Below are 13,877 nucleotides of genomic sequence, written 5' to 3' on the forward strand. Positions count from 1 at the left end.
AACTGAGTGTTTTGGGGCGGGGAGCCGTTATTCCCCCTCCCGCAGGCGGGAGGGGGCCAGGGGGTGGGCTGGCGCGACATCAGCGGCGGCTTTCAACGGCTACCCCGGAAGCTCGCTCCGCTCGCGCCCACCCCTAACCCCTCCCGCTTGCGGGAGGGGGAATGTCCTGGATTAGCCAATTTCCCGACGTTCCGAATTGTCCACGCCACTCAGGACGACCGTCGGGCCACCCCCCGGCGCGACCGATCAGTCGGGCTTCTTCGCCACGCTCACCAGCGCGGGACGCAGCAACCGATCCTTGATCGTATAGCCCGCCTGCATCTCCACCAGCACCGTCCCCGGCTCGGCATCGGCGGAGGGCACTTCCATCATCGCCTGATGCTTGTTGGGATCGAGCGGCTGGCCGACCGACACCAGCTTCTCGATGCCGTTGCGGCCGAACACAGCCTCCAGTTCCCGCCCGGTGGCTTCCAGCCCGGCGACCAGGCCCTTGAACTTCTCGTCCTCGCGCAGGTCGGCGGGGATCGCCTGGAGCGCGCGGCCCAGATTGTCCGCCACCGACAGCATGTCGCGGGCAAAGGCCGTCGCGGCATAGGCGCGCGCGTCGGCCAGTTCCTTTTCCAGCCGCCGCCGCACATTCTGCGTTTCGGCATGGGCGTAGAGCACGTCCTGCCTGGCGGTGGCCAGTTCGTTTTCAAGGCTCGCGATCCGCTCCGCCGCCGCGTCGCCTGCCGGCGCGGTATCCTCGGGCAGTTCGTCCACGACCTCGGTATTCTCGATATTCTGCTTGTCTTCGCTCATCTCATCAATCTCGACAGCGTCTGTGCGGTGAAGTCCACCATGGGGATCACCCGCGCATAGTTCAAGCGCGTCGGGCCGATTACCCCGACCACGCCCACCACCCGGCCGTCACCGCTCCGGTAGGGGGCGGCTATGACCGAAGAACCGGACAGGGAAAAGAGCTTGTTTTCCGAACCGATGAAGATTTTGGTCGCGCTGCCCGCCAGCGCGCTTTCCAGCAGCCGGGAAATCTCCTGCTTGCCTTCAAGCTGTTCCAGCAATTGCCGCACCCGCTCCAGGTCGGCGGCGGTGCCGTCGTCCAGCAGGTGCGCCTGGCCGCGCACGATCAGCACCGGGCGGTCGTCGGCATCCTGCGACCAGAGGGCGATGCCCCGCGCCACCAATTCCCGCGCCGCGCCCTGAAGCGCGCTGCGGTCTCCCTCCACCTCGCGCCGCAGGGCGTCGCCCGCCTGCGCCAGCGTCATGCCGCCGAAGCGCGCCGACATGAAGTTGGCGGCCTCGTTCAGCATCATCGGCGTGACGCCGACGGGAAGGTCGACGACGCGATTTTCGATGGAACCGTCCTGCCCCACCAGCACCGCCAGCGCCTGCCGCTCGTTCAGCGGCACGAAGCCGAACTGCCGCAGCACCGGCTCCCGCTTGGGCACCATCACGATGCCGGCGCAGGCCGAAAGCCCGGACAGGGCGGCGGTCGCGGCCGACAGCGCCTCCTCGATCGGACCGCCTTCGCTGATCCCGGCCTCGATCGCGCGCCGTTCCTCGACCGAGGGTTCCGCCGCCTGCATCATGCCGTCGACGAACAGCCGCAGACCCGTTTCGGTCGGCATACGGCCGGCGGAGGTATGCGGCGCGGCGAGCAGGCCCAGTTCCTCCAGATCCTGCATCACATTGCGGATGGAGGCGGGCGACAGGCTGAGCGACGCCATCTTGCTGATCGTGCGCGAACCCACGGGCAGCCCGGTGCCGAGATAGCTCTCGACCACCAGACGGAAAACGTCACGCGCGCGTTCGTTCAGTTCGGTGATCGGGGTGACCGCCATGGCCTTTATCTAGGCAAGCATCGGTTGCGGCTCAAGCCCGTCCGTCACCGGCCCTTCGCCGCCGTCGGCTTCACCATGGCGGCAACATCGAGCATCCTGGGGATCGACGCTATGGCGGCGCGCAGCTTGCCATAGCCCGCGTCCATGCAGCCCGACTGGAACTCCAGCCGGGTGGGCGGCGCCTCTCCGCGGGTCCATTCGATCACATAGCCGGGCATGTCGGTGGCGAAGCGGACGCAATTTTCCCCCTGGCCGATTCGCCGGACCGTCCCCTGCGCGGGCCGGAACTGCGCCAGCGCGGCGCGGAAGCGGCGATATTGCGCCGGCGTCACGGTGAAGCGGGTCGGGCCGGGAATGGCGGTGAAGCGCTGCGGCTCGATCAGGCCGGACCCGTCCGGCGTCACGCGCAGGCTGTAGCTGGGGCAGGCGCCGAAGCAGGGACCGGCGGAAAACCTGATCGTGTCGCCGGCCAGGGTCGGCTTTTCCAGCTCCGCCTGTTCCATGGCGCAGCCGCCCAACAGGGCGAGGGCCGCCAAGATCGATAATGCTTTCGTCCGCATAGCCGCTCTCTAGCATCTTTCGGCTGCATCGCCACTGGCATGATGGGCCGCCCGACGCTAAGCCCGCTCGACACAACGCTTCGGAGTAGAATATTTATGCGTCCTTCCGGCCGCGCGCCCGACCAGATGCGCGACATCACCATGGAACCCGGCTTCACCATCCATGCCGAGGGCAGTTGCCTGGTCAGCTTCGGCGACACGCGCGTGCTGTGCACCGCCTCCATCGAGGAAAAGGTGCCGCCCTTCCTGCGCGGCAAGGGATCGGGCTGGGTCACGGCGGAATATGGCATGCTGCCCCGCGCCACCCACACCCGCGGCAGCCGGGAGGCCGCGAAGGGCAAGCAGTCGGGCCGCACCCAGGAAATCCAGCGCCTGATCGGCCGCTCGCTGCGCGCCGTGGTCGACCTCCAGAAACTGGGCGAGCGGCAGATCGTCGTCGACTGCGACGTGATCCAGGCCGATGGCGGCACCCGCACCGCCGCCATTTCGGGAAGCTGGGTGGCGCTGCGCATCGCCATCGACGGGCTGCTGGCGTCTGGCGCGTTGGCCGAAGACCCCATCGTGCAGAAGGTCGCGGCGATAAGCTGCGGCATCTATAATGGCACGCCGGTGCTGGACCTCGACTATGCCGAGGACAGCAATGCCGAGGCGGACGCCAATCTGATCCTGACGGGGGACGGCAAGTTCGCGGAGGTGCAGGCGACCGCCGAGGGCGCGACCTATGACGAGGAGGAACTGCTGCGCCTGCTGCGCCTCGCCCGCATCGGTTGCGCGCAGATTTTCGCGGCGCAGGACAAGGCGACCGGGAGATAATCCTTCCTTCCGCTCGTTTCAGCGCGGGCGACGATAGGGGACGACAGGATGAGTGACGATTTCGGGCAGGAACAGGCGATCCGCAAGCTGGGTCCGGGACGACTGGTGATCGCCAGCCACAATCCCGGCAAGGTGCGGGAAATCGGCGAATTGCTGGCGCCCTATGGCATAGAGACGGTGTCCGCAGCCGCGCTGGACCTGCCCGAACCGGAGGAGACCGGCACGACCTTCATCGCCAATGCGGAGTTGAAGGCGATGCAGGCGGCCGACCTTTCCGGCCTTCCCGCGCTGGCCGACGACAGCGGCCTGTGCGTGGAGGCGCTGAACGGCGATCCGGGCATCTTCTCCGCTCGTTGGGCCGGCCCGACCAAGGATTTCGGCATCGCCATGCGGCTGGTCTGGGACAATATCCAGGCGAAGGGGCCGGAAGCGGGCCACGGCGCGCATTTCATCTGCGCGCTTGCCCTCGCCTGGCCCGACGGCCATGTGGAGGCGTTCGAGGGCCGCGTCGACGGCACCATCATCTGGCCGCCGCGCGGGGACCGGGGTTTCGGCTATGATCCGATCTTCCAGCCGCATGGCCACGACATCAGCTTCGGCGAGATGGACCCGGAAAAAAAGCATGGCATGAGCCACCGCGCCGACGCGTTCGCGCAGTTGGTGGCGGCGGTTTTCTGAACGGCCAAGCCCCCTACCCTTTTCCGCGCTCCCCCTATAGAGAGGCCGTTTCGGCGGACCTTCGAAAAGGGCAAGAGACAGGATCGTGGCGCGAGAGATCACCGGATTTTCCAACCCGCTGGTGAAGCGCGTCCGCTCCCTGCGCGAAAAGAAATTCCGCAAGGCGGAGGGCCTCTTCCTGGCCGAAGGGCTGCGCATCCTGACCGAAGCGCGCGAGGAAGGCGTGCTGCCGGAAATGCTGTTCCACGCCGGCTCCACCCATCCCCTGGCCGCCGAGCTGATCGCGGCGATGGAGGCGGCGGGCGGCGACGTCATCGAAACCACGCCCGACATCCTCTCCAAGATCAGCGGCAAGGACAATCCGCAAGCGGTGGTCGGCGTCTATCGCGACCGGCTGACCCCGCTGGCGAAGCTTGATCGGGGCAAGGCCGACATCTGGATCGTCGCCCAGTCGCTGCGCGATCCCGGCAATCTGGGCACCATATTGCGCACCGGCGACGCCGTGGGCGCGGGCGGGCTGATCCTGATCGACGATTGCGTCGACCCCTTCTCCGTCGAATCCGTGCGGGCCAGCATGGGCGCCCTTTTCACCCAGTCCATCACCCAGGCGCGCTGGGGCGAATTCATGCACTGGCTGCGCGAAGGACCGGGCGAACTGATCGGCACCAGCCTGAAGGCCACGCGCGACTATCAGGAACCGCGCTACCAAAGCCCCAGCTTCCTGCTGGTCGGCAATGAGGCGCAGGGCCTGCCCGAAAGCTATGAGGCGGAATGCGACCTGCTGGTGAAGATGCCGATGCTGGGCAAGGCGGACAGCCTGAACGCGGCGGTGGCCTGCGCGGTCATGGCCTATGAATTGCTGAACCAGAAAAGAGCGAAATGATGGCGACGGGGGCGGCGCAGGTGGCGGAAGCGACTTCGGAGGAGATGGGCGGGATCGGCGCGATGCTGCGGCACAAGCGGGTGCTGGCGGCCAGCCTGATCGGCACGGCGGTGGAATTCTACGACTTCTATATCTACGCCACCGCCGCCAGCCTGGTCTTCGGCCCGCTCTTCTTCCCCGCCTCCTCCCCCTCCGCGCAGTTGCTGGCGGCCTATGGCAGCCTGGCCCTCGCCTTCTTCGCCCGGCCGCTCGGCGCGGCGGTGTTCGGCCATTATGGCGACCGCATCGGGCGGAAGGCGACGCTGGTGACGTCGCTGATGCTGATGGGGGGGTCGACGCTCGCCATCGGCTTCCTGCCCACCTATCAAAGCATCGGCTGGTGGGCGCCGCTGATCCTCTGCCTGCTGCGCTTCGGCCAGGGCCTGGGGCTGGGCGGCGAATGGGGCGGCGCGGCGCTGCTGGCGGTGGAGAACGCCCCGCCGGGCTGGCGCGCCCGTTTCGGCATGTTCCCGCAATTGGGCGCCCCGGTCGGCTTCATCGCCGCCAACGGGCTGTTCCTGGTCCTGGGCACCTTCCTCACCGACGATGATTTCTTCGCCTGGGGCTGGCGCCTGCCCTTCCTGGGCAGCGCGGTGCTGGTGCTGCTGGGCCTGTGGATTCGCCTGAAGCTCACCGAAACGCCCGAATTCGCCGCCGCCCGCGCCGAAGCCCCGCCGCCCGCCGTGCCGCTCGCCACGCTGCTCCAGAGCCATCTGGGCGCGGCCGTCGCGGGCACCTTCGCCTGCGCCGCCTGCTTCGCCGTCTATTATATCGCGACCGCCTTCGCGCTCGGCTACGGCACCACGACGCTCAAGATCGACCGCGAAACCTTCCTCGCCATCCAGTTGGGCGCGATCCTGTTCATGGCGCTCAGCATCGTCATCGCGGGCTGGTGGGCGGACAGGAGCAGCCCCACCCGCGTGCTGGTCGCGGGCTGCATCGGCACGGTGGCGATGGGCGTCATCTTCGGCCCCGCCATGGGCACCGGGCAGTTGCTGCCGATCTTCCTGATCCTCAGCCTCGCCCTGCTCCTGATGGGCTTCGTCTACGGCCCGCTGGGCGCCTATCTGCCGCATCTCTTCCCGGTGCAGTTGCGCTATACCGGCGCATCCTTCGCCTTCAACCTGGGCGGGATCATCGGCGGCGCGATGGCGCCCATCGTCGCGACCTGGCTGATCCAGGTGCAGGGCGTGGAACTGGTCGGCCTCTACATGTCGGCGGCGGCGGCGCTCAGCCTGATCGGCCTGTGGTTCACGAGTCGGAAATAGGCTTGCGCATCAGGATCAGCGGCACGCCGCTATCCTCGAACGCCCGCACGTCGGCAAAGCCGAAGCTGCGATAGAGCGGCACCCCCGCCATGGTGGCGGAAAGCTCCAGCGCCGCAAAGCCCTCCGCCCGCGCCGCCGCTTCGCAGAGCGAGAGGATCATCGTGCCCACGCCCTTCCGCACATGATCGGGATGGGTGTACATGGCCCGCACCCTGGCGGCCTCCGCCGCCGGATCGAGCAGCCGGTCGTCCCGCCCCGCGCTATGGTCGCCGCCATAGGCCGTGGCGCGCCGGCTCCACCCGCCGCACCCGGCAATCTCCCCCCGATCCTCGATCACGAAATAAGTGCCGTCCGCGATCAACCGGCTGTCCAGCCCCATGAAGCCATGGCTGGTCTTCACCTGCTCAGGCGTCAGGAAGCCGGATTGCAGGCGGTCGATGGCCAGGGTCATCACATGGACAAGGGATGGTTCATCGGCCGGAACGGCGAGACGATGAAGAAGCGGCATGGGCTTACGTACCAGATGGAAGAAAAGGCGGCGACGGACCGCTGCCGTTCGCCGCCTTTCCGGTCGAAAAGGGCAGACCGAACGGCCCGCCCATGTTCTTTAGAAAGTCACGTTCACGCGCGCATAATAATAGCCGCCGTTGATGCCATAGGGCGAGAAGGTCGGATATTTGCTCGTCGAATAGCCACGCTCCTGATTGGCCAGCTCCGTGTTGCGGATGAACTCCTTGGACCGCTGCGTCGGATATTTGTTGAACAGATTGTTTGCGCCGACGGAAATCTTGATCGGCTTGGCGATCTGATAGCCCAGTTCGAGGTCGGTGATGAACGCCTCCTTGACCGGCACCTTGATCAGATTGCCCGCATCCGGACCGCTACGCGCCGTTTCCAGCGTGTAGACCTGCGAATAATAGCTTTCGCGCAGGTTCGCCGTGAACTTGCCCCAGGTCCAGAAGGCGTTGAACGTGCCCCGGAAGCGCGGCGTGCTATGCTCCAGTTCCACCTCGCTCGTCGCGTCGATCAGGCGCGTAAGCTCCGGATTGATCGTGCTGGAATAGAGCGCGGAGGGCAGCGGATTGATGCCCAGCACCTTGTTCTGATTGTAATTGGCGGTGAGCGTCAGGTCGAGCTTGCCCATATCGCCCAGCTCCGTGAGGTAGCTCGCCACCAGATCGATGCCGCGAGTCCGCATCTTCACGCCATTGACAAAGCTCTGCACCGACACGCCGCCTTCGGTGTTGCGATCGATGCCATTGTCCGCGAACAGCACATAGGCCGGGATGGCATCCGCCGTCCGCCAGTCGGTCACCGTGCTGCTGCCGCCCAGCGCCGCATTCACCGCGCTCAGCACCGCGAGCTGGTTGTAAATGGCATATTGGTCCGCATCGAAGGGCAGACAGGCCGCCGCGTTGCTGCCGGCATAGCCCGCCGGGCAGCGATTGCCGGTGAAACCGGAGAAGGCCGTCGAGGTCATGATGCGGTTGCGGATCGTGATCTGATAGGCGTCCAGCGTGAGGGTGAAGTTCCGCGTGGGATTGAACACCGTGCCCAGGCTGAAGTTGGTGGACTTTTCAGGCTTGAGACCGCCGAAGCCCAACGCTCCTGCCGCGGCCGAAGCGGGCGGCAGCACGCCGCCGATGAAGCCGGGGCCCACGTTCAGGCCCGAATAGCCGCCTTCCGCCAGAGTCGGCGCACGGAAGCCCGTGCTGACCGTGCCGCGCAGCGCAAAGGCATCGGAAAAGTCGTAGCGGGTGGTCAGCTTGAAGACGGTCGTGTCACCGAAGTCGCTATAATGTTCGTGACGGACCGCGCCATCCACCAGCCAGTTTTCCAGCGGCTTTAGGCTGATGTCCAGATATTGCGAGAAATTGTCCCGCTTATACTTGCCCGCGTCATTGGGGCTGTAGCCGAAGAAGGACTGCGCACCGCCGCCATAATAGGAGGCCGGATCGCCGGCGCGGATTCCGTAGGTCTCGTGCCGAAATTCCAGGCCAGCCGCGATGTTGATCGGTTCCGAAAGGCCAACGTCCAGCGCATGCGTCAGGTCGAGCGTGTTGCTCCACTGGGTGTTGAAGAAATCGCCATTGTGGAAGGTTTCGGGCGTGAAGCCGGTATCGGCGTAAAGCTGGGCGTTGGCCGAATGGTAGACATAGACCTCTACCACATCCTTGCCGTAGGTGGAGGCCAGGTCGAAGGTCGTGTCGCCAACCGTGCCGCGGAAGCCGCCGGTCACCGAATAATCGGTTTCGTCGATCCGCTCCTGCGGCTGGAATCCCCCGGCATAATAGGGCACGCCGCTGGCGCTGACGACGGTCGTCGGCGGCCGGGTATTTTCATAGGCGGCCGCCTTCTTGTGGCCGTAGCTGCCGAAGCTGTAGATTTCATAATCGCCGAATTCATAGCCGGCATTGTAGTTCACGACCGTCTGGTCGATGTGCGGATCGCCGATGATCCGGTTGGTATAGGGATAACCGGGCAGATTCTTGATTTCCGGGTAGGTCGAGGACAACCGGATCGCCTGCGGATTGATGTCGCCGCGGAAACTGAACCCCTTGTGCTTCTTCTGCGCGGAGATGTTGAGATAAGCGCCCTCGAAAGGGGCGAGACCGATATTGCCGCCAATCGCGTAGGTCTTGCCGCCCTGGTCATAATATTCGCCGCCGGTGGCATTGATCGAGCCGCCATGGTCGGCCTTCTTCTGGAGGAAGTTGATGACGCCCGCGATGGCGTCCGTGCCATATTGCGCCGCCGCGCCGTCCTGCAGCACTTCGACGCGCTCGATCGATTCGGGCAGGATGAAGCTGATGTCCGGCGCGGCGCTGCCGCCGTAGGGCCCGCCCGCGACCGAAACGTTGGCCGTGCCATGGCGGCGCTTGCCGTTGACCAGGATCAGCGTGTGGTTCGGGCTCAGGCCGCGCAGCTTCATCTGCAGATTATGCGCCTGAAGGTCACCGCCGAAGGATTGCGCCTGAACCGAGGGAAGCTGTTGCGCCAGGCTCTGCATCAGGTCCGGAGACCCCGTGCGTTGCAACGTATCCGCGCTCAAAAGCTGGATCGGAGCAGGACTATCGACCGCTCGCATGCCGGTGAGGCGGGTGCCGGTCACGATGATCGCAGCGCCATCGGTGGCAGAGGCTGCTTGCGGATCCGTCGTCTGAGCCAGAATAGTCGTTGGAGACGATAGCGCGATAATCATCGCCGTACGAGAAATAAAACTCTTTGCGTTCATGAACAGGCCCCTTGCTTTTGTTATTAAAAGAGCCTCTCCCGACAGATATTTTCTTGTTTTAATTGCCTCTATTTCTCCAAATATCTTCAAGACGCACTTTCCCTGCGCCAAACCTGCCGGTCTGATCGTCGGAAATATTGAGCAACCTCTGGAAACGGAACGCTGACACAAAACCGCCATCAAGGAAAAACGAATTTCGATGCGCATGCGAAATCATGCTTGGCCAGACCCGCGAGAGGCGAGACAATTCCCAATCAAGCCATTGAAACACAAAGAAAAAGGCGACGCCCTCACGGACGCCGCCTGTCTCTTTTTTACAACTGTCAAGGACAGCTTTTCGGAAGGATCAATCCTCGCTGCGCACGTCGCGGCGCTCGGCGATGCGAGCGCGCTTGCCGGTGCGGCCGCGCAGATAATAGAGCTTGGCGCGACGCACCACGCCCTTGCGGACGACGGTGATCGAATCGATGTTCGGCGAATAAAGCGGGAAGACGCGCTCCACGCCCTCGCCGAAGCTGATCTTGCGCACGGTGAAGTTGCTGCCCATGCCCTTGTTCGAGCGGGCGATGCAGACGCCTTCGTAATTCTGAACGCGGCTGCGGTCGCCTTCGATGACCTTCACGCCGACGCGCAGCGTGTCGCCGGGGCGGAATTCCGGGATGTCCTTGGCCAGGGCCGCGATATTCTCGGCCTCGATCTGCTGGATCAGGTTCATGACTTCTAAGTCCTACTTCTCGCGTTGCGCACCAGAGGGCGACTGGTCCCGAACGCCGATATGGCGTTCCCAAAGGTCCGGCCGCCTTAGCCGTGTGTCCTCTTCCGCCCTTTGTTTCCGCCAGGCGGCGATCTTCGCATGATCCCCCGATCGCAACACTTCAGGGATCATGCGCCCTTCCCATATAACGGGCCGGGTATAGTGCGGATATTCGAGGAGGCCGCTTTCGAAGCTCTCCTCATCCCCACTGGAAGCGGCGCCCATTACCCCAGGAAGCAGGCGGATGCAAGCATCCAGCAGCATCAGCGCGCCCATTTCCCCGCCGGAAAGGATGATGTCCCCCATGCTGACCTGCTCGACGGGCCGCGCCTCGAAAATCCGCTCGTCAAACCCCTCGAACCGGCCGCAGAGGATGGTCGCTCCCGGACCGGCGGCGAGTTCGCGAATCCGCCCCTGCGTGACCGGCGCGCCCCGCGGCGTCATGGCGATGACGGGCAGGTCCGGGCGCTTTGCCAGCGCATGGTCGATGGCATGGGCCAATATGTCGGCGCGCAGCACCATGCCCGCGCCGCCGCCCGCAGGCGTATCGTCCACCGTGCGGTGCCTGTCCGTGGCGAAGTCGCGGATGTGGATCGGATCGCAGGCCCATTTCCCCTCCGCCAGCGCCCGCCCGGCCAGCGACATGCCCAAAGGCCCCGGAAACATCTCCGGATAGAGGGTCAATAGCTGGGCCTGGAAGCTCACGTCCTGCGCGCCTTGAGCCACGCCCCCGCCACGCCGCCCAGCATCGACGCCGCGCCGCCCAGCATCAACGCGATGCCGATGCCGCGCAGCAGGTCGGCGAAGGGACGGTCCGGCTGCATCAGCGCGGGCAGCAGGAACAGCATGGGAATGGGAATGACCAGCGCCGCGGCCGCCGCGATCTTGAGCGCGCGCGACCAGGACATGGCGAACAGCCGCCAGCCAGCGGCGACCATCAGGAGCAGGTAGAGGGCGGCAAGGATTTTCGGCATGGTTCGCCCTCCAACGGTCTCTCATCTACACGCAACATGCTCCCGCGAAGGCAGGAGCAGGCCAACCGAAAAATCAAACGGCGAAGGCCGCCTCGACGACCGCCCGCCCATCCGCGATGGTCACCGCATGCATCGGCGCCATGAAGCGCTTGCCGTTGGGCCGCTCCACCTCGATGATGTCGCCCGCGCCGAAATTCTCGACCGCCACGACATGGCCCAGCCCCTCTCCCTCGCTGGAGAAACAGGGCAGGTCGATCAGGTCGGCATGATAATATTCGCCCTCCCCCAGGGGAGGCAAGGCGGACCGGGGCACCGTCAGCTCGGTCCCCCGCAACGCCTCCGCAGCGGAGCGATCGCCGACCTCGGCAAAGCGCGCGACCGCGCCATTGGGGCCGGGGCGCACCGACTTCAACGTCAATGTGCGCCCCGCCGCATCGAAGCCGCCATAGGATTTGAGCGTTTCCGCCCCCTCCCCAAACAGCTTCAGGCGGACCTCGCCCGTCACCCCATGCGCGCCGATGATGACGGCGAGAGTGACGGGCTTGTCGGTCAAAGGGCTCAGCCTTCGGCCTGCTCGGCGGCGGCTTCCTCAGCCGGAGCGGCTGCTTCTTCGGCAGCCGGCTCTTCGGCCGGAGCGGCAGCGGCCTCGGCGGCGGCGGCCTTGGCGGCTTCGGCGGCCTCAGCGGCTTCCGCGGCCTTGGCGGCGCGGTCTTCGGCGCGATCCTTGGCCTTCTGGCCCGGCTCGGCCTTCTTCGGGTTGTTGCGGGCGGCGCGCTCCTTCACGCCGGCGGCGTCCAGGAAGCGGGCCACGCGGTCGGTCGGCTGCGCGCCGGCGGCGACCCAGTGCTTCGCCCGCTCGACGTCCAGAACGACGCGCTTCTCGTCGCCCTTGGGCAGGACGGGGTTGTAGCTGCCGATGCGCTCGATGAACTTGCCGTCACGCGGGGCGCGGCTGTCGGCCACGACGATGCGATAATAGGGACGCTTCTTGGAACCGCCGCGCGAAAGACGAATGGACGTTGCCATGTAATTTGACCTTTCTAACTAACTGTCTGTTTCTCAATTCGTCATCCCAGCGAAGGCTGGGATCTGGTGCCTGAAATCCCAGCCTTCGCTGGGATGACGGGCTATTTCTTCAAGAAATTCTGAAAGCCCGGCGGCAGGTTCGGCATATTGCCTCCCAGCCCCGGCAGGCCCTGCGGCGGCGCGCCGCCCCCGCCGAGCATCCCGTCCAGCCCGCCGCCGGTGAACATCTTGGCCAGCCCTTTGAGGCCACCCATCTTGCGGATCTTCTTCATCGCCGTTTCCATTTCCTGATGCATTTTCAGGAGACGGTTGACTTCCTGCACCGTGGTGCCGCTGCCCTTGGCGATGCGGATCTTGCGCTTGGCGTTGATCAGGGCGGGCTTTTCCCGCTCCTTGGGGGTCATCGACCCGATCATCGCGTCCAGATGGATCAGCGTTTTGTCGTTGGCGCCGCTATTGGCCATCGCCGCCTGCGCCTTCTTGAGGCCCGGCAGCATGCCCGCCAGCGCGCCAAGCCCGCCCATGCGGCGCATCTGGTTCAACTGGGCGCGCAGGTCGTTCATGTCGAACTGACCCTTGGCCATCTTCTTGGCCAGCTTGTCGGCTTCCTCGGCGTCGATGGTCTCGGCCGCCTTCTCGACCAGCGACACGACATCGCCCATGCCCAGGATGCGCTGCGCCACCCGCGCCGGATGGAACGGCTCTATGGCGTCCAGCTTTTCGCCGGTGCCCGCGAACTTGATCGGACGTCCGGTGACGGCCCGCATCGACAGCGCCGCGCCGCCACGGGCATCGCCGTCCATCCGGGTCAGCACCACGCCGGTCAGCGGCACCTGCGCCGTAAAGCTGGTCGCGACATTCACCGCGTCCTGGCCGGTCAGCGAGTCGACCACCAGCAGGATTTCCGCCGGGTTGGAGACTTCGGCGACCGCCTTCATCTCGTCCATTAGCGCCTGGTCGACATGCAGGCGACCGGCGGTGTCCAGCATCACCACGTCGAAGCCCTGCAGCTTCGCCGCCTGCAACGCCCGCTTCGCGATGTCGACCGGCTGCTGCCCCGGCACGATGGGCAGGGTCGCCACATCGGTCTGGGTACCAAGCACCGCCAACTGCTCCTGCGCGGCGGGGCGCTGGACGTCGAGCGATGCCATCAGCACCTTCTTGCGCTCTTTTTCCTTGAGGCGCCTGGCGATCTTGGCGGTGGAGGTGGTCTTGCCCGACCCCTGCAGGCCGACCATCATGATGACGGCGGGCGGGATCACGTCGATCAGCAGATCGCTGGTTTCCGCGCCCAGCGTCTCGGTCAGCGTGTCGGAGACGATCTTGACGACCATCTGCCCCGGCGTGACCGAGCGCAGCACGTCGCTGCCGACCGCCCGCTCGGTCGCCTGCTCCACGAACTGGCGGACGACGGGAAGCGCGACATCGGCCTCCAGCAGCGCGATTCGCACCTCGCGCATCGCGGCGCGGACATCGTCCTCCGTCAGCGCACCGCGCCCACGCAGCTTGTCGAATACCCCACCAAGACGATCGCTGAGCGAATCGAACATCATCACCTCATTTGGACCGAAAGGCCCGGAAAACTACGCCACCCCGCCAAACGACAAAATCGCCGGCGGGCGAAACCTCGCCGGCCAGCGTCCATCCGGTGCCCCCTTTTGGGCGCCATGGATTTGTCAGGGTATCAGGCGGCGAACCGCCCGATTGCTTGCGGCGCCTTTAGCGGAAAGGGAATTAGGATGCAACAAGGTCGGGTATGGCCATTTCCCGACATTCCGAATCTGTCCACGCGGCATAGGCTCCTGC

At 65.5% G+C, this 13,877-nt stretch carries 16 protein-coding genes; 5 read left to right on the forward strand and 11 right to left on the reverse strand.

Translation table 11 applies throughout. The annotated features are described in order from the left end of the window. Positions 1-246: 246 nt before the first annotated feature. From grpE to SIDU_RS09045, 3 genes are read right to left on the reverse strand one after another with little or no spacing between them, the layout of a single operon-like run. Positions 247-801: a nucleotide exchange factor GrpE gene (grpE, locus tag SIDU_RS09035; protein ID WP_007687165.1), complete on the reverse strand. Its 555-nt coding sequence runs from the start codon at positions 799-801 to the stop codon at positions 247-249. Then, positions 798-1,841 carry a heat-inducible transcriptional repressor HrcA gene (hrcA, locus tag SIDU_RS09040; RefSeq protein ID WP_007687163.1) on the reverse strand — a complete coding sequence of 348 codons (1,044 nt, stop codon included), beginning with the start codon at positions 1,839-1,841 and terminating at the stop codon, positions 798-800. The genes grpE and hrcA overlap by 4 nt, the downstream gene beginning before the upstream one ends. Positions 1,842-1,885: 44 nt before the next feature. Beyond that, positions 1,886-2,401 carry a DUF6438 domain-containing protein gene (locus SIDU_RS09045; protein WP_007687160.1) on the reverse strand — a complete coding sequence of 172 codons (516 nt, stop codon included), beginning with the start codon at positions 2,399-2,401 and terminating at the stop codon, positions 1,886-1,888. Between the two features lie 96 nt (positions 2,402-2,497). Here SIDU_RS09045 and rph point away from each other — a divergent pair, with 96 nt between their 5' ends. The 4 genes from rph (at position 2,498) to SIDU_RS09065 (ending at position 6,082) form a co-directional block, all read left to right on the forward strand. Next, positions 2,498-3,214 carry a ribonuclease PH gene (gene rph, locus SIDU_RS09050; protein WP_007687158.1) on the forward strand — a complete coding sequence of 239 codons (717 nt, stop codon included), beginning with the start codon at positions 2,498-2,500 and terminating at the stop codon, positions 3,212-3,214. A gap of 48 nt (positions 3,215-3,262) precedes the next feature. Further along, positions 3,263-3,892, forward strand: coding sequence for an RdgB/HAM1 family non-canonical purine NTP pyrophosphatase (gene rdgB, locus SIDU_RS09055; RefSeq protein ID WP_007687157.1), 630 nt, complete (start codon positions 3,263-3,265; stop codon positions 3,890-3,892). Positions 3,893-3,977: 85 nt separating this feature from the next. Beyond that, a complete protein-coding gene (locus tag SIDU_RS09060) occupies positions 3,978-4,775 on the forward strand; it encodes a TrmH family RNA methyltransferase (protein ID WP_007687154.1) in 798 nt (265 codons plus the stop codon). Next, positions 4,775-6,082 (forward strand): MFS transporter, encoded by a 1,308-nt coding sequence (locus SIDU_RS09065; RefSeq protein WP_007687152.1) that lies wholly within the window; start codon positions 4,775-4,777, stop codon positions 6,080-6,082. Before SIDU_RS09060 ends, SIDU_RS09065 begins: the two co-directional genes overlap by 1 nt. Here the strand turns inward: SIDU_RS09065 and SIDU_RS09070 are convergent. Together SIDU_RS09070 and SIDU_RS09075 are read right to left on the reverse strand one after the other, a co-directional pair. Then, a complete protein-coding gene (locus SIDU_RS09070; protein WP_025771694.1) occupies positions 6,066-6,590 on the reverse strand; it encodes a GNAT family N-acetyltransferase in 525 nt (174 codons plus the stop codon). The genes SIDU_RS09065 and SIDU_RS09070 overlap by 17 nt on opposite strands. A gap of 99 nt (positions 6,591-6,689) precedes the next feature. Beyond that, positions 6,690-9,194, reverse strand: a complete 2,505-nt coding sequence (locus SIDU_RS09075; RefSeq protein ID WP_233431807.1) for a TonB-dependent receptor plug domain-containing protein — start codon at positions 9,192-9,194, stop codon at positions 6,690-6,692. A gap of 121 nt (positions 9,195-9,315) precedes the next feature. Here SIDU_RS09075 and SIDU_RS19640 point away from each other — a divergent pair, with 121 nt between their 5' ends. Next, a complete protein-coding gene (locus tag SIDU_RS19640; protein ID WP_158514626.1) occupies positions 9,316-9,483 on the forward strand; it encodes a hypothetical protein in 168 nt (55 codons plus the stop codon). A 180-nt stretch (positions 9,484-9,663) separates the two neighbouring features. Here SIDU_RS19640 and rplS read toward each other — a convergent pair whose 3' ends face one another. The 6 genes from rplS to ffh all read right to left on the reverse strand — a co-directional run bounded on the left by rplS (position 9,664) and on the right by ffh (position 13,624). After that, entirely contained in the window at positions 9,664-10,032 is a 369-nt protein-coding gene (gene rplS, locus SIDU_RS09080; protein WP_007687146.1) for a 50S ribosomal protein L19, read from the reverse strand. A gap of 12 nt (positions 10,033-10,044) precedes the next feature. Continuing rightward, positions 10,045-10,776, reverse strand: a complete 732-nt coding sequence (trmD, locus tag SIDU_RS09085; protein ID WP_007687144.1) for a tRNA (guanosine(37)-N1)-methyltransferase TrmD — start codon at positions 10,774-10,776, stop codon at positions 10,045-10,047. Further along, positions 10,773-11,045, reverse strand: coding sequence for a hypothetical protein (locus tag SIDU_RS09090; RefSeq protein WP_007687142.1), 273 nt, complete (start codon positions 11,043-11,045; stop codon positions 10,773-10,775). Before SIDU_RS09090 ends, trmD begins: the two co-directional genes overlap by 4 nt. Before the next feature lie 73 nt (positions 11,046-11,118). Next, positions 11,119-11,598, reverse strand: coding sequence for a ribosome maturation factor RimM (gene rimM, locus SIDU_RS09095; RefSeq protein WP_007687140.1), 480 nt, complete (start codon positions 11,596-11,598; stop codon positions 11,119-11,121). A 5-nt stretch (positions 11,599-11,603) separates the two neighbouring features. After that, on the reverse strand, positions 11,604-12,071 hold the full coding sequence (gene rpsP / locus SIDU_RS09100) for a 30S ribosomal protein S16 (RefSeq protein ID WP_007687139.1): 468 nt from the start codon (positions 12,069-12,071) through the stop codon (positions 11,604-11,606). 101 nt (positions 12,072-12,172) lie between these two features. Next, complete coding sequence (gene ffh / locus SIDU_RS09105; protein WP_007687133.1) at positions 12,173-13,624, reverse strand: signal recognition particle protein; 1,452 nt, start codon at positions 13,622-13,624, stop codon at positions 12,173-12,175. Positions 13,625-13,877 lie beyond the last annotated feature (253 nt).

Source organism: Sphingobium indicum B90A (assembly GCF_000264945.2).
Taxonomy (GTDB): domain Bacteria; phylum Pseudomonadota; class Alphaproteobacteria; order Sphingomonadales; family Sphingomonadaceae; genus Sphingobium; species Sphingobium indicum.

Excerpts from the sequence above, each read along its gene's own strand:
- rpsP (WP_007687139.1), bottom strand. The coding sequence starts at position 12,071 with ATGGCAACGTCCATTCGTCTTTCGCGCGGCGGTTCCAAGAAGCGTCCC.
- SIDU_RS09065 (WP_007687152.1), top strand. The coding sequence starts at position 4,775 with ATGGCGACGGGGGCGGCGCAGGTGGCGGAAGCGACTTCGGAGGAGATG.
- grpE (WP_007687165.1), bottom strand. The coding sequence starts at position 801 with ATGAGCGAAGACAAGCAGAATATCGAGAATACCGAGGTCGTGGACGAA.
- SIDU_RS09090 (WP_007687142.1), bottom strand. The coding sequence starts at position 11,045 with ATGCCGAAAATCCTTGCCGCCCTCTACCTGCTCCTGATGGTCGCCGCT.
- rdgB (WP_007687157.1), top strand. The coding sequence starts at position 3,263 with ATGAGTGACGATTTCGGGCAGGAACAGGCGATCCGCAAGCTGGGTCCG.
- SIDU_RS09045 (WP_007687160.1), bottom strand. The coding sequence starts at position 2,401 with ATGCGGACGAAAGCATTATCGATCTTGGCGGCCCTCGCCCTGTTGGGC.
- SIDU_RS09070 (WP_025771694.1), bottom strand. The coding sequence starts at position 6,590 with ATGCCGCTTCTTCATCGTCTCGCCGTTCCGGCCGATGAACCATCCCTT.
- hrcA (WP_007687163.1), bottom strand. The coding sequence starts at position 1,841 with ATGGCGGTCACCCCGATCACCGAACTGAACGAACGCGCGCGTGACGTT.
- SIDU_RS19640 (WP_158514626.1), top strand. The coding sequence starts at position 9,316 with ATGAACAGGCCCCTTGCTTTTGTTATTAAAAGAGCCTCTCCCGACAGA.
- rplS (WP_007687146.1), bottom strand. The coding sequence starts at position 10,032 with ATGAACCTGATCCAGCAGATCGAGGCCGAGAATATCGCGGCCCTGGCC.
- rph (WP_007687158.1), top strand. The coding sequence starts at position 2,498 with ATGCGTCCTTCCGGCCGCGCGCCCGACCAGATGCGCGACATCACCATG.
- ffh (WP_007687133.1), bottom strand. The coding sequence starts at position 13,624 with ATGATGTTCGATTCGCTCAGCGATCGTCTTGGTGGGGTATTCGACAAG.